A 13,059-nucleotide genomic window follows, 5' to 3' on the forward strand; every position below is an offset into this window, starting at 1 on the left:
AGCGTGTTTTGGAAGGCCGCTCACCAACTGGCTGCCCCCGAGCTCCCGCTAACTCCCAAGCCAAAAGGTCTGAATAATGGAAATAGCAGAATCCGTAAACGTACTCGGCGAAAAACTGGAAACCTGCGGCAAAGACCCGATGACCGGCTTCTACCGCGATGGCTGCTGCAACGTCGGCCCCGATGACTTTGGCCTGCATGCCGTCTGCGCCGTAGTCACCGACGACTTCTTGGAATTCTCCAAAGCCCAGGGTAACGACCTCAGCACCCCCAGGCCCGAGTTTGGCTTCGAAGGCCTGAAAGCAGGCGACAGCTGGTGCCTGTGCGCCGGCCGCTGGCAGGAAGCCTTTGAGGCTGGTTGCGCACCAAGAGTGCGCCTGCGCGCCACCCACCGGGCCGCTCTGGAAAAATGCGCCCTGGACGACCTCAAAGCCCACGGTGCCGACCTCAGCTGATGAGCCATCCCGAACCCGACGCCGCCCCAGATCATGCAATCTGGCGTGCCCTGCAGGCCAGTCTTGCCGCCAGAGGCGAACGCCGTCTGGTCCTGCTGGAGGGCAATCGGGAGAGCAACCTCAGGTGGCTTTCTGGGCTGCTACCTGAGCTCGACATTCAAACCGGCGTCTGGACCGGCCCGGCAGACCAGAGCCCTGATCCTCGCCTGGCGGGAAATTTTCCAACTGAGGCCAGAAACTGGCTCGGCCGTGAGGTTTCCGTGATTGTCTGGGACGGCTGGCAGGGAAACCCTCCAGATGCCTTCGCGGCGCTCTCCGGGGCATTGACCGCCGGCGGCCTGCTGTTCTGGCTGATGCCACCGCTGGATGAATGGCGCCGGTTTGCCGACCCGGATTACACGAGAACCGGCCTGGACCATGGTGGCGAGCATCCTTTCGCCGCCCGCATGGCCGACATTCTTGCCGAACATGAGGCTGTGATCCGCATATCCCCGGGCCGTGCCGAAACGCCCTCGCTGACCATTCCGCAGATACCGGAGCAAAGCTTCCGGATTGAAACAACCCCGGACCAGGAACAGTTGATCTATCGCCTGGTCCGGTTTGGCCAGGGCCGAAGACGCCGGCCGCTGGTTGTCACGGCAGACCGGGGGCGGGGCAAGTCCGCCGCTCTGGGCATGGCGGCCGCGGAATTGCTGAAGAAAGGCAGGCAGGAAATTGTTGTTACTGCGCCGTCAAAACAGAATGTGGACACCCTGTTCCGTCACGCCCGTGATGCCCTTTCGGATCAACTGGATCAGGCCAGCGCTGGTACGCTGACAACCAGGTCGGGCGCGCGCCTGAGGTATGTTCCGGTTCGGGAACTCCTGGCCTCGCGGCCGGAGGCCGAGGTGATTCTGGTGGATGAGGCAGCGGCTCTTCCCGCGCCTCTGTTGAAATCGATCCTTCTGGGCTGGCCCAGGGTAGCGTTTGCCACCACGGTGCATGGTTACGAGGGCGCCGGCCGTGGCTTTGCCATACGTTTTCGACAGGTCCTCGAGCAATCAACGCCTCACTGGCAAGCGGCAACGCTGACCGAACCGGTGCGCTGGGCCCGCGGGGATCCACTGGAGACCCTGATCACCCAGCTCTTCCTGCTGGCGGCAGATGGCAGTGGTTCAGCCGTGGAAACCGAAAACAGCGCCGGGGAACTGGTGATCGAGCCCTGGCAGCCGGCAACCGCCAGTGACGAGGCGTTGTCGAACGCCTTTGGCTTGCTGGTGGATGCCCATTACCGGACCAGTCCCGCTGATCTGCGGCAATGGCTGGATGATATTGCCGCCCGAAGCTGGCGGGCGAGAATTGGCGAACGCACGGTTGGAATACTCTGGTGTGCGCTCGAAGGTGGGCTTTCGGCCGGGCTGGCGGAGCAGGTCAGTCTGGGGACCCGTCGAATTCGCGGCCATCTACTGCCGCAGTCACTGGCCAGCCACAGCGGCTATCCAGAAGCCGCTGCCCTGAAAGCGCTCCGGGTGGTCCGGATTGCAGTGTCAGACGACGCCAGGCGGTCGGGTATTGGCCGAAGCCTGGTGGAGGCCGCACGAGCCTATACCGCCGAACGGGGCGTTGATTACCTGGGTACCAGTTTTGGTGGCAGCGCTGATTTGCTGGCGTTCTGGCAAAGCTGTGGTCTTCGTGTGGTGAGAGTGGGTCTTCAACAGGAAGCGTCCAGTGGTGAGTACCCGCTGCAGATGATCCAGGGTATCTCGCGGCCAGGCCGGGAACTGGAAGGGCGTATTCGCCAGCGGCTGGCTGGCCATTGGCTAACCCTGGTTCCGGACAACTGGCCGCGGCTGGGGGCGGATATGCTGGCGGAGATAACCGCAGAACTGCCACCCGGGTTGGCGTTGGATTCCGATGATTTGAGGGAGCTTCGGAATTTCGCCAACGGCCACCGGGGGTTTCAGATAACGGTTCCGGTGCTGCGGAAGCTGAGTCAGGCGCCCGGTGCCATGGCAGGGTTGCGTGGCCATGCAGACCGCGCCCTGTGGTGCCGCTGTGTACTTCAGGGTGCGCCATGGTCCTCGCTTCAGGCCGAGAAGTTGTGCCTGGGGCAGAGGGATGGCGAAGACCGTTTGCGGCAGCTGGTTCGCGATCTGCTCAAGGACGGTCCGGGTTTGTGACTCGCTCGATTTAATTTCCGATGGTGTCTGCCCAGAATAGGGCCTCGTATCCTTCTACAAAGCCCCACAGAGACTGTTTGCTATGGCCAAGGGAACCGGCGCCCCCCGTTTTTTGCTGATTTTGCTTCCGCTTCTTGCTTTCCTGTCTGCCTGCGCTTCCCAGAGCCAGCCGGTTGCTCTCAGCCCCGAGGCCCTGGCCGAGGCCGACGCGCTGCTGATTACTGCAGCAGGCAATGGCGAGAAAAGACGCGTGCAGCTGTTGCTTTCCGCCGGTGCCGATGTGAACACCAGCGATCGCAACGGCTATACGCCTGTGATGCGCGCGGCCGAAAACGGCCATCTCTCGGTGGTCAAGGTGTTACTGGCGGCCGGTGCCAACGTCAATGTCAGCCAGGGTGGGGAATCCCTGCTCATGAAGATAGTGGCCAATGGCGACTTGCTGACTGCGGAAAGGCTGGTGGCTGCCGGGGCGGACGTGAATTACCGGGCCAGCGACGGCCAGACCGCGCTGGACATCGCCCGGGCCACCAATAACCGGGATCTGGAAATGCTACTGGTGCAGGCGGGCGCGCAGCTGTAGTTCCCGGACGCTATTCCAGCCCCATCGGATCGGTTTCGTCATCCCACTCCGGGGTGAAATGGGCCGCAACCACCTCTTCCGGTACATCAGCAACGCTCAGATAACTCCACTTCGGCTGCCGATCCTTATCGATGGCCAGGGCTCGAATGCCCTCGGCCAGGTCCGGCCGGCGGATGCATTCCGAGACCATCGCCAGCTCCATCCGGAAGGCGTCCTTCAGGGACATCTGCTGGGCCTTTTGCAACTGGGTCCAGACCAGCCAGGCCGACACCGGGCATCCCATTCTCAGCGTGTTCATGCAGGCATGCCACCAGTCGCAGTCCACCTCCGCCGTGAGCAACTGATCGACGATTTCCGGCAGTTCATCGCCCGCGCTCAGCCGGGCAATCCGCTGTTCGTGTTTTGCCAAATGGCTGGGCGGCAGCGACCGGTAATCCGGTGTCTGGATCTGATTGAGCAGGCGGAAAAGTCGGTTGTCGTCCGCGGCGGTCTGCCCGGTCCACCGTTCAGAGGCCAGGCGATCCAGCAAACGGTCCCGGTCTTCAGGCAGAATGGCCATGTCCGCAAGGCCGACCCGAAGTGCATCGCTCACGTTCAGGCGAGCACCGGTCAGGCCCATGAACAGGCCCAGCCGGCCGGGTAGCCTTTTGAGGAACCAGCTGGCGCCAACATCCGGAAACAGGCCGATGGTGATCTCGGGCATCGCGAGCGTGACATCCGGGGTTACCAGCCGGTACCGGCAGCCGGAAAACACACCAAGACCACCGCCCATCACCACGCCGTGGGCGATACCCAAAACCGGCTTGGGAAAACGGTGAATGTTGTAGTCCATCCGATATTCCCGGGTGAAAAAGCGCACCGGTTTCTCCGGCTCTTCCGGATTCTGAATGGCGTCATAGAGTTCGCGGATGTCTCCACCGGCGCAGAAGGCTCTCTCGCCCGCGCCCCGGATAACCACGACACAGATCCGGTCGTCCTCGGCCCACCGATCAAGAACTTCCTGGGTTTGCTGGATCATGTGCTCGGAAAGCGCATTGAGCGTGCCTGGGGAGTTGAGCGTCAGAACACCGATGTGGCCTTCGCGACAGGCAAGTTCCTGGGCCTCTACAGACATTGACGTTATCTCCGGAGAATTAAATCGATCTTGGATTCGGAATTGAACGTACTTTCACCTTAATAGCCCGGCCAGGAAAGAGGACGAACGTCGAAAAGCCGTCCTTGACCTATCGCATTTGAGGTTCCCCGGCTCTGTGCTATAAGTGCTAGTCAGGTTACCGTCCGGCGTCCGAACCGGCCTGAAAATCTTTAAAACGATGATGAGAGGGTAATGACAATGAATCTGAAACACTACGCTGTTGCGGGAATTTTTGCGCTTGGCGCTGCTGTGCCTGCAGTAGTTTCTGCCGGCGACGCGGAAGCTGGCAAGGCCAAGGCGGCCGTCTGCGCTGCGTGTCATGGTCAGAATGGTCTTGCGCAGATCCCGACCTATCCGAACCTGGCGGGCCAGAATGAGCAGTACCTGGTATCGGCCCTGAAGGCGTACAAAAACAAGCAGCGCTCCGGCGGCCAGGCGGCCATCATGCAGGGTCAGGCTGCTGCCTTGAGTGATACAGATATCGCAAATCTGGCAGCCTATTACGCCAGCCTGCCGGCAGACGGCGGTAAGTAAACGCGTGAAGGTCAGCGAGGCGGCTCAGGCCGCTCCGCTGACGATACGGTAGCTGGGTTTGTAGGCCGAGGAACCCGGCAGTTTCATCCGATTCTGGGCTACAAACTGTTCAAGCATGGCCTCAAGCGGTTTGATCAGGCTGGGATCACCGGCAATTTCAAATGGCCCCTTCTCCTGAACCTGTCGAATACCACCTTCCTTGACGTTCCCGGCCACAATGCCACTGAATGCCTTGCGCAGATTCGCGGCGATCAGGTGCACGGGCTGGTCCCGGTGAAGCTCCAGGGCTCGCATATTGTCGTGATTGGGCTCGAACGGTAGCTGAAACACCGGGTCGATCTTCAGCATCCAGTTGAAGTAGTAGGCATCCTGCATGGCGCGCCGGAAAGTCTCCACCTCCTTCATGCCCTTTTTCATGGTCTGCGCCACGCGCACTGGATCATCAATGATGATCTCGTACTTGCTCGCGGCTTCGTCCCCGAGGGCGTTCCGAATGAACTTGTCGATCATTTCGAAGTATTCCGCATTCTCCTGCTGACCGGTGAACACCACCGGGAAAGGCAGATCAGCATTGTCCGGATGCAGCAGGATGCCCAACAGGTACAGAATCTCCTCGGCGGTGCCGACCCCTCCCGGGAACACTATCACGCCGTGACCACAGCGGACGAAGGCTTCCAGGCGTTTCTCGATGTCCGGCATGATCACCAGTTCATTGACGATGGGGTTGGGGGCTTCCGCGCCAATGATGCCGGGCTCGGTGATGCCAATGTAGCGGCCGTCTTTAACCCGTTGCTTGGCGTGACCGATGGTGGCGCCTTTCATGGGCCCCTTCATGGCGCCCGGGCCACATCCGGTGCAGATACTCAGGGCTCTCAACCCCAGTTGATGGCCCACATCCTTGCTGTACTGGTATTCGTCATGACCGATCGAGTGGCCTCCCCAGCAGACCACCAGATCTGGCTGCCGCCCGGCCTGCAGCACACGGGCATTGCGGAGTATGTGGAAAACATAGTTTGTAAGATCTTCCGGATCGTCCCGCCGGAAACCGGCGGCAGACTGGGGAATTGAATGGGAGTAAATGATGTCTCTCAGGACAGAGAACAGGTGCTCTCGGATCGCCCGAAGCATTTCTCCATCAACGAAGGCATGTGCCGGCGCATTGATCAGTTCCAGTTTCAGCCCCCGGGGCTGAGGCACCAGGCGGACATCGAAGTCGGCATGGGATTCCATCAATGCCTGACAGTCGTCGGTTTCCACCCCGGTATTCAGGACCGCCAGGGCGCACTGGCGGAAAAGGCGATACAAGCCCCCTTCGCTGCGGTCCTTGAGGCGGTTGACCTCATGATTGGAGAGGATCTCGAGGCTGCCCTCGGGAGAAACCAGAGCATTGATGGTCGATTCCTGCATTAACGGTGAAACTCCTGAATGTTGCGGAAATGCCCGATTTTGAGGCATTGGGTCAAAAGGGTAGACTAAGGCCTTTCCATTCAATACGCCACCCGACAAAATTCCGATTTATGAAACTGCTTATTCGTCCCGCTCCGGAAGTTGCGATCAAGAGTAAACCCGTCCGTCGTCAGCAGATGCGTCACCTGCGGCAGAACGTCCGAAAACTGCTGGCACGACTGGATCCCGAGATTCGGGTGGACGGTAGCTGGGACCGGGTGGATGTGGAAGTGCCTGATGGCCGCGGACTCTCCGGCCCTGCCCTGGAGGCGCTTTTGCGCATACCGGGTATTTCTACGATTCAGGAAATCGGGGCATTTCCGTTTGTCAGCCTTGACGATGTGGCCAACAAAGCCGTTGAAGCGTTTGCTGACCGGTTGAAAGGCAAAACCTTTGCCGTCAGGGCCCGGCGCCATGGCGAGCACAACTTCCGCTCCATCGATCTGGAGCGGACGGTCGGCGGCGCCCTGATGCAGGCATCGGAGGCCAGAGGTGTAGATCTGAAATCGCCGCAGGTTGAAGTGCGAATTGAAGTGCATGACGACCAGTTCCATATCGCCCACCGCAAACATCGCGGATTGGGCGGTTATCCACTGGGCAGTGTCGAAAATGTCCTGACTCTGATTTCCGGGGGGTACGATTCTTCGGTAGCCGCCTATCTGATGATGCGCCGCGGCCTGCGCAACCATTTCCTGTTTTTCAATTTGGGGGGCGCCGCCCATGAGGTGGGTGTACGCCAGGTGGTGCATTACCTGTGGGACCGCTACGGCGCCTCCCACAGCGCCAAATTTATCTCCGTGCCCTTCGAGGGCGTGGTTGCCGAAATCATGCGTTCGGTCAGTCACCGTCACTGGGGTGTGGTGCTGAAGCGCCAGATGCTGATGGCGGCTGCCGAGATTGCCAAAAACAACAACGCCTCCGGGGTGGTGACCGGCGACGCGGTAGCCCAGGTGTCGAGTCAGACTCTGAGCAACCTTAACGTGGTGGATCGCGCCAGTGACGAGGTGGTCCTTCGCCCGTTGGTGTCCATGGACAAGGAATCCATTATCCGTATCGCCCGTGAAATTGGCACTGAAGTCTATGCCCGCAACATGCCCGAGTATTGCGGTGTCATCTCCCAGAAGCCGGCTACCAGAGCCAAGCTGCACCGGGTGGAGGAAGACGAGGCCCAGATGGACGCCTCGGTGCTCGCCAGTGCGATTGAGGCCCGTGAGGAAACACCCGTGAACCGGTTGTTGGAGACGACCGTGACACCTGAAGAAGTGGAACTGGTGCAGACACCATCGGTGGATGATGTGATTATCGACGTGCGCCACCCTTCGGAGGGCGAACAGTCACCGCTCAAGCTCACCAATAACGAGATTCTTCAGATCCCGTTTTACGAGCTGAACCAGCAGTTGCCGGAGTTGCCGGCCAACCGGCAATACCTGCTGTACTGCGATCGGGGTACCATGAGCCGGATGCACGCGGGCCACCTCAAGGCCGAAGGGCACGCGAACGTGAAAGTCTACGTGCCCGCCGCCTGAAGCTTCAGCCCGCCAGGCCTTTGAAGAACTGCTGGACGTTCTCGCTCAGGGCGTCCAGATCGTACCCGCCTTCCTGAACCACCAAGGTTGGTAGCCCCAATTGACGCACGTGGGTGCTGAGCCTGCAGAAGCCTTCGGAAGAGACTGATACCTTGGCCTGTGGATCGTTCTTGTAGATATCGAAACCGAGGGCGAGGATCAGGGCGTCCGGCTGGTAAAGCTTTATGGCCGCCAGGGCGTCGTCCAGTTTTGCAAAGAAATCGTCTTCCGTTGAACCGTGGGGCATCGGCATGTTGATGTTGTAGCCAAAGCCTTCCCCTTCGCCACGCTCGTTCTCGAAGCCGGTGACCACCGGGTAGAAGTTGGTGGGATCGCCGTGGATTGAGATGTAGAGCACGTCGCTGCGGTCGTAGAAGATCTCCTGAATGCCCTGGCCATGGTGCATGTCGGTATCCAGGATCACGATCCGGGGGAACCGGGTTTTCATGTGCTCGGCGGCTATCGCGGCATTGTTCAGGTAGCAGAACCCGCCGGCCGCATCCCGGCGGGCATGGTGGCCCGGCGGGCGGCACACAGCGTAGGAGGTGCGATCGCCAGCTATCAGCGCATCGGCAGCACCGAGCGCGCTCTGGGCCGACCAGTAGGCCGCGTGCCAGGTGTTCTCGCCGATCGGGCAACTGCCGTCGGCCTGGTAGCGGGCTGCTTCGGCCAGGATGCCTGTCAGGTGGTTGGGGGAACGGACAAAGATATTGGAGATGACTTCATCACCCCAGTCATCCATCTGTTTCCAGCGCCGATGGGCGGATTCCAGAAAACGCAGGTAACCCAGATCGTGAACCTTCGAGATGGGCCCCGCACCCTGGTCCGCTGGCTGCAGCACGGAAATGCCCATTTCCTTCAGTCCGCCCAACATTTCACCGGTACGAGCAGGGATCTCCTGGGGCTGGCGCATCTGTCCACGGGTAAAGTACGTCTGTGGAATATGCTCATCCTGTGCGTGATGGAAAAATGCCTTCATTGTCCGGTCTCCTGAGTGTCTGATTCCCCGAGTATAGGCACACTCAGGGGATGATCAAAAGCCTGCCCTTGACTTTACAGGTCGGGATACAACATCCACTATGGAAGACATAAAACACTGACGCAACCAGATTACCTATACTGCGCTCCACACGGGGGCGGAGCCAATCACAGAAGAGGAGCCGAGATGATCGAGTCACCCCTGCTGGAAAAGCTGACCGGCTATATCGGTGGTCGCTGGACTGACAATGAGCATGGCAACACCTTCGATGTTTATAACCCGGCAACGGGCAAGGTGATCGCCCAGGTCGCATCCATGTCGGAAGAGGAAGTGAACGCTGCCATCGCATCCGGCAAGTCGGCGCTTCGGCTTACAAGTCCTTACAGCATCGAGACCCGCCGCAAGTGGCTGGAAGACATACGGGACGCGCTCAAGGCCAACAAGGAAGAAGTCGGTCGGATTTTGTGCATGGAACATGGCAAACCGCTGCAAGAGGCCCAGGGCGAGGTAGATTATGCTGCCGGATTCTTCGATTACTGCTCCAAGCACATCCAGGCCCTGGACGCGCACACCATTCCCGAGAAACCGAAAGACTGCACCTGGACGGTTCACTACCGGCCCATCGGTGTCGCCGGCCTGATCACGCCCTGGAACTTCCCGATTGGCATGATTGCCAAAAAGCTGTCGGCGGCTCTGGCCGCGGGCTGTCCGTCCGTGATCAAGCCCGCCAGTGAAACCCCGCTGACCATGATTGCCCTGTTCAGCCTGATGGACAAGCACACGGACATGCCCGACGGCATGGTGAACCTGGTGATGGGCAAGGCCAGTGTCATCGGAAAGTTACTCTGCGAAAGCCCGGATGTACCCATGCTCAGCTTTACGGGCTCCACAGAAGTGGGCCGCAAGCTGATCGTCGACACCGCCGAGCAGGTCAAGAAACTGGCCCTGGAACTGGGTGGCAACGCGCCGTTCATCGTCTTCGACGACGCCGATCTGGACGCCGCGGCGGACAACCTCATCGCCAACAAGTTCCGTGGTGGTGGCCAGACCTGTGTCTGTGCCAACCGGATCTTCGTGCATGAGAAAGTGGCCGATGCCTTTGGTGAAAAGCTTGCCGAGCGGGTCAACAAAATGACCGTCGGTGACGGCATCAACGGCGACGTGGATATTGGCCCGCTGATCAACCAGGCTGGCTACGACAAGGTCAAACGCCACGTGCAGGACGCCCTTGAGAAAGGCGCGACCCTGGTCGCCGGCAAGAAGCCGGAGGAGCTGGGCAACGATCTGTTCTTCCCGCCGACGGTGGTACACGGGGTAAACCGCGATATGTGCTGCTACCAGGAGGAAACCTTCGGCCCGCTGGTGCCCATGGCGCTGTTCCGCACCGAAGAGGAAGTGATCGAAGCCGGCAACGACACCGAGTTCGGCCTGGCCTCGTACGTGTTCACCAACGACGCCGAGCGAGCCCAGCGCGTGGCTGCCGGCCTTCGCTTCGGCCATTGTGGCTGGAACACCGGCACCGGCCCGACCCCGGAAGCGCCGTTTGGTGGCATGAAGGCCTCGGGTATTGGCCGTGAAGGTGGCCTGGAAGGTCTGTTCGAGTTCGTGGAAGCTCAGACGGTGCCGAGAGGCTTCTAACTTCTGAAATAACAGCCCTCTTTCCTGGGGGTGTCGCACGGGGGAGGTTCCCCTTCAGGACACGCTACGAGCACATCCATGTGCGCTTGGCTGTGGCCATCCTTGGCCACAGACAGTCCTGAAGGGGAACCTCCCCCGCGCTCTCTCTGACATGGGGAGAGGGCTTTTCGAATCATTAGATTCGGCATTACGTAGGTCGGATTAGCAACGCGTAATCCGACGCGCAACCAGTAAAAACTCCCACCCGGAAATCCTGCTTTTCTCCTGTTATACTCCTTAACCTGTTTATTTAACCAGTAGCGAACCGAATCTTTATGGACGTCTCCCACATCATCGATCCTTTGAACGATGCCCAGCGCGAAGCTGTTACCGCACAGAACGATCACCTTTTGGTTCTGGCCGGCGCAGGCAGCGGCAAAACCCGTGTTCTGGTGCACCGGATCGCCTGGTTGATGACTGTGGATCGGGTTCCGCCCACTGGCATCCTGGCGGTGACCTTCACCAACAAGGCCGCCAAGGAAATGCGTTATCGCATCGAGCAGATGATGCAGATTCCGGCCCGTGGACTCTGGTTCGGCACGTTTCATGGCATCGCTCACCGCCTACTGCGTTCGCACTGGAAAGACGCCGGACTGCCCGAGAACTTCCAGGTGCTGGACAGCGACGACCAGCTGCGGCTGATCAAACGGGTGATGCGCGAAAACCAGATCGACGAGAGCAAGTGGCCGCCGAAGCAGGCCCAGTGGTTTATCAACAGCCAGAAGGACGAGGGGCTGCGGGCGGATCATATCCAGGAGAATCCGGGCGATCAGTTTCTGTCGATCATGCTGAAGATTTACCGCCAGTACGAGAAGCTCTGCCAGCAGGGTGGTCTGGTGGATTTTGGCGAGTTGCTGCTGCGCTCCCACGAGCTCTGGCTGCACCGGCCAGAGCTGTTGGCCCACTACCAGGGCCGGTTCCAGCACATCCTGGTGGACGAGTTCCAGGACACCAACACCATTCAATACGCCTGGCTGCAGGTGCTGGCCAGCAACCGGGTGCCGCTGACGGTGGTGGGTGACGACGATCAGTCCATCTACGGCTGGCGGGGCGCCAAGATCGAGAACATCCAGCAGTACCAGCGGGATTTCCCCAATTCGCGGCTGGTTCGCCTGGAACAGAACTACCGCTCCACCCAGATGATTCTGAAGGCGGCCAACGCTGTGATCGCCAATAACCAGGGTCGGCTTGGCAAAGAGCTCTGGACCGACGGCCCGGAAGGCGAGCCGATCAGTCTGTACGCGGCGTTCAACGAACAGGATGAAGCGAACTACATCGCCGACAGCATTTCCGCCTGGGTTCAGGACGGCAATCTTCGCAGTGAGTGCGCGATTCTATACCGCTCCAATGCCCAGTCCCGTGTGCTGGAAGAGGCGCTGATGCGCCAGGGGATTCCCTATCGGGTCTACGGCGGCCTGCGCTTCTATGATCGCCAGGAAATACGCAACGCCCTGGCGTACCTGCGGCTGGTTCAGTACCGCCGCGACGACGCGGCGTTTGAGCGGGTGGTGAACGTTCCGCCCCGTGGCATTGGCGCCAAGAGCCTGGCGCAGCTGCGGGAATACGCCACTGAGCAAAGCATCTCGTTGTGGGAATCCGCCGAGCACCTGCTGGAAGCCGGGCAGGTGAAAGGCCGCGCCAAAACCGGGCTGCAGTCGTTTATTGCGATTATCGAAAAACTGTCCGGCATGGTGGGGGATGCGACCCTGCATGGGTTGATGAAGCAGACCATTGAGGACAGCGGGCTGAAGGACTATCACGCCAGCGAAAAGGGCGAGAAAGGTCAGGCGCGGGTGGAGAACCTGGAAGAACTGGTCAACGCCTTGTCTGACTATGAGGTGGAAGACGGCGTGGACCCGCTGGCGGAATTTATTGCCCAGGCCGCGCTGGACGCCGGCGAATCCCAGGCCGAAGCCCATGAGGACAGCGTGCAGCTGATGACCCTCCATTCAGCCAAAGGCCTGGAGTTTCCGATGGTGTTCCTGGCAGGTGTGGAGGAGGGTTTGTTCCCTCACGGCATGTCCCTGGAAGAGCCGGGTCGCATGGAAGAGGAGCGTCGTCTGGCCTACGTGGGCATTACGCGGGCCATGAAAAAGCTGGTGCTTACTTACGCCGAATCCCGCCGGTTGTACGGGCAGGAGAAGTTTAACGCTCTGTCCCGGTTTGTGCGGGAAATTCCGGGCGATTGTTTGCAGGAAGTGCGGCTGCGAAATACTGTGACTCGGCCGGCGATGGTTGAGCGTCCCAACGAAAGCCTGTTTGCCCAGGATTCGGCCCGGCAGTCAGGCTTCAGCCTGGGGCAGCGGGTTCGCCATCCCAAGTTTGGTGAAGGCATCGTGATGAATTCCGAGGGCACCGGGCACCATACTCGGGTGCAGGTGAACTTTGATGAGGGCGCGAAGTGGCTGGTTTTGGCTTATGCGCCTTTGGAGGCCTGCTGATTTCTACTTTGGAGGTGGCACAGGTCGGGTAAGGGTTTCCAAAACACGCTCCTTGCGGCACATCCCTGTGGCGCTTGGGCTCCGCCATC

Annotated in this window: 10 protein-coding genes; 7 read left to right on the forward strand and 3 right to left on the reverse strand. The window is 60.1% G+C overall.

What is annotated here, in order from left to right:
- Positions 1-76 precede the first annotated feature (76 nt).
- From WA411_RS03835 to WA411_RS03845, 3 genes are all read left to right on the forward strand, one after another.
- Positions 77-454, forward strand: coding sequence for a DUF2237 family protein (locus WA411_RS03835; protein WP_291904552.1), 378 nt, complete (start codon positions 77-79; stop codon positions 452-454).
- Positions 454-2,613 (forward strand): tRNA(Met) cytidine acetyltransferase TmcA, encoded by a 2,160-nt coding sequence (locus WA411_RS03840; protein WP_291904550.1) that lies wholly within the window; start codon positions 454-456, stop codon positions 2,611-2,613. Before WA411_RS03835 ends, WA411_RS03840 begins: the two co-directional genes overlap by 1 nt.
- An 82-nt stretch (positions 2,614-2,695) precedes the next feature.
- Positions 2,696-3,193 (forward strand): ankyrin repeat domain-containing protein, encoded by a 498-nt coding sequence (locus tag WA411_RS03845; RefSeq protein WP_153634023.1) that lies wholly within the window; start codon positions 2,696-2,698, stop codon positions 3,191-3,193.
- A 10-nt stretch (positions 3,194-3,203) separates the two neighbouring features.
- Here the strand turns inward: WA411_RS03845 and WA411_RS03850 are convergent, their stop codons facing one another.
- Positions 3,204-4,307: an enoyl-CoA hydratase/isomerase family protein gene (locus tag WA411_RS03850; RefSeq protein WP_291904546.1), complete on the reverse strand. Its 1,104-nt coding sequence runs from the start codon at positions 4,305-4,307 to the stop codon at positions 3,204-3,206.
- 219 nt (positions 4,308-4,526) lie between these two features.
- Between WA411_RS03850 and WA411_RS03855 the strand changes: the two genes are divergently transcribed.
- The gene (locus tag WA411_RS03855; RefSeq protein WP_153634420.1) at positions 4,527-4,862 is read left to right on the forward strand and encodes a c-type cytochrome; all 336 of its coding nucleotides are present in this window, start codon (positions 4,527-4,529) and stop codon (positions 4,860-4,862) included.
- A 24-nt stretch (positions 4,863-4,886) separates the two neighbouring features.
- On the opposite strand, the gene ppnN is transcribed toward WA411_RS03855, so the two are convergent.
- On the reverse strand, positions 4,887-6,269 hold the full coding sequence (gene ppnN / locus WA411_RS03860; RefSeq protein ID WP_136631164.1) for a nucleotide 5'-monophosphate nucleosidase PpnN: 1,383 nt from the start codon (positions 6,267-6,269) through the stop codon (positions 4,887-4,889).
- Positions 6,270-6,379: 110 nt separating this feature from the next.
- Between ppnN and thiI the strand changes: the two genes are divergently transcribed.
- The gene (gene thiI, locus WA411_RS03865; protein ID WP_291904542.1) at positions 6,380-7,834 is read left to right on the forward strand and encodes a tRNA uracil 4-sulfurtransferase ThiI; all 1,455 of its coding nucleotides are present in this window, start codon (positions 6,380-6,382) and stop codon (positions 7,832-7,834) included.
- Between the two features lie 4 nt (positions 7,835-7,838).
- On the opposite strand, the gene WA411_RS03870 is transcribed toward thiI, so the two are convergent.
- Entirely contained in the window at positions 7,839-8,852 is a 1,014-nt protein-coding gene (locus tag WA411_RS03870) for a histone deacetylase family protein (protein WP_222465562.1), read from the reverse strand.
- A 186-nt stretch (positions 8,853-9,038) separates the two neighbouring features.
- Between WA411_RS03870 and WA411_RS03875 the strand changes: the two genes are divergently transcribed.
- The gene (locus tag WA411_RS03875) at positions 9,039-10,490 is read left to right on the forward strand and encodes an NAD-dependent succinate-semialdehyde dehydrogenase (protein ID WP_291904539.1); all 1,452 of its coding nucleotides are present in this window, start codon (positions 9,039-9,041) and stop codon (positions 10,488-10,490) included.
- Between the two features lie 314 nt (positions 10,491-10,804).
- The gene (gene uvrD / locus WA411_RS03880; protein WP_291904537.1) at positions 10,805-12,970 is read left to right on the forward strand and encodes a DNA helicase II; all 2,166 of its coding nucleotides are present in this window, start codon (positions 10,805-10,807) and stop codon (positions 12,968-12,970) included.
- Positions 12,971-13,059 lie beyond the last annotated feature (89 nt).

It is taken from the genome of Marinobacter sp. CH_CUG1437-1 (genome assembly GCF_037029655.1).
GTDB lineage: Bacteria > Pseudomonadota > Gammaproteobacteria > Pseudomonadales > Oleiphilaceae > Marinobacter > Marinobacter salsuginis.

Coding starts and splice junctions, on each gene's coding strand:
- WA411_RS03845 (WP_153634023.1), top strand. CDS start 2,696: ATGGCCAAGGGAACCGGCGCCCCCCGTTTTTTGCTGATTTTGCTTCCG.
- thiI (WP_291904542.1), top strand. CDS start 6,380: ATGAAACTGCTTATTCGTCCCGCTCCGGAAGTTGCGATCAAGAGTAAA.
- WA411_RS03870 (WP_222465562.1), bottom strand. CDS start 8,852: ATGAAGGCATTTTTCCATCACGCACAGGATGAGCATATTCCACAGACG.
- uvrD (WP_291904537.1), top strand. CDS start 10,805: ATGGACGTCTCCCACATCATCGATCCTTTGAACGATGCCCAGCGCGAA.
- WA411_RS03875 (WP_291904539.1), top strand. CDS start 9,039: ATGATCGAGTCACCCCTGCTGGAAAAGCTGACCGGCTATATCGGTGGT.
- WA411_RS03840 (WP_291904550.1), top strand. CDS start 454: ATGAGCCATCCCGAACCCGACGCCGCCCCAGATCATGCAATCTGGCGT.
- WA411_RS03855 (WP_153634420.1), top strand. CDS start 4,527: ATGAATCTGAAACACTACGCTGTTGCGGGAATTTTTGCGCTTGGCGCT.
- ppnN (WP_136631164.1), bottom strand. CDS start 6,269: ATGCAGGAATCGACCATCAATGCTCTGGTTTCTCCCGAGGGCAGCCTC.
- WA411_RS03835 (WP_291904552.1), top strand. CDS start 77: ATGGAAATAGCAGAATCCGTAAACGTACTCGGCGAAAAACTGGAAACC.
- WA411_RS03850 (WP_291904546.1), bottom strand. CDS start 4,307: ATGTCTGTAGAGGCCCAGGAACTTGCCTGTCGCGAAGGCCACATCGGT.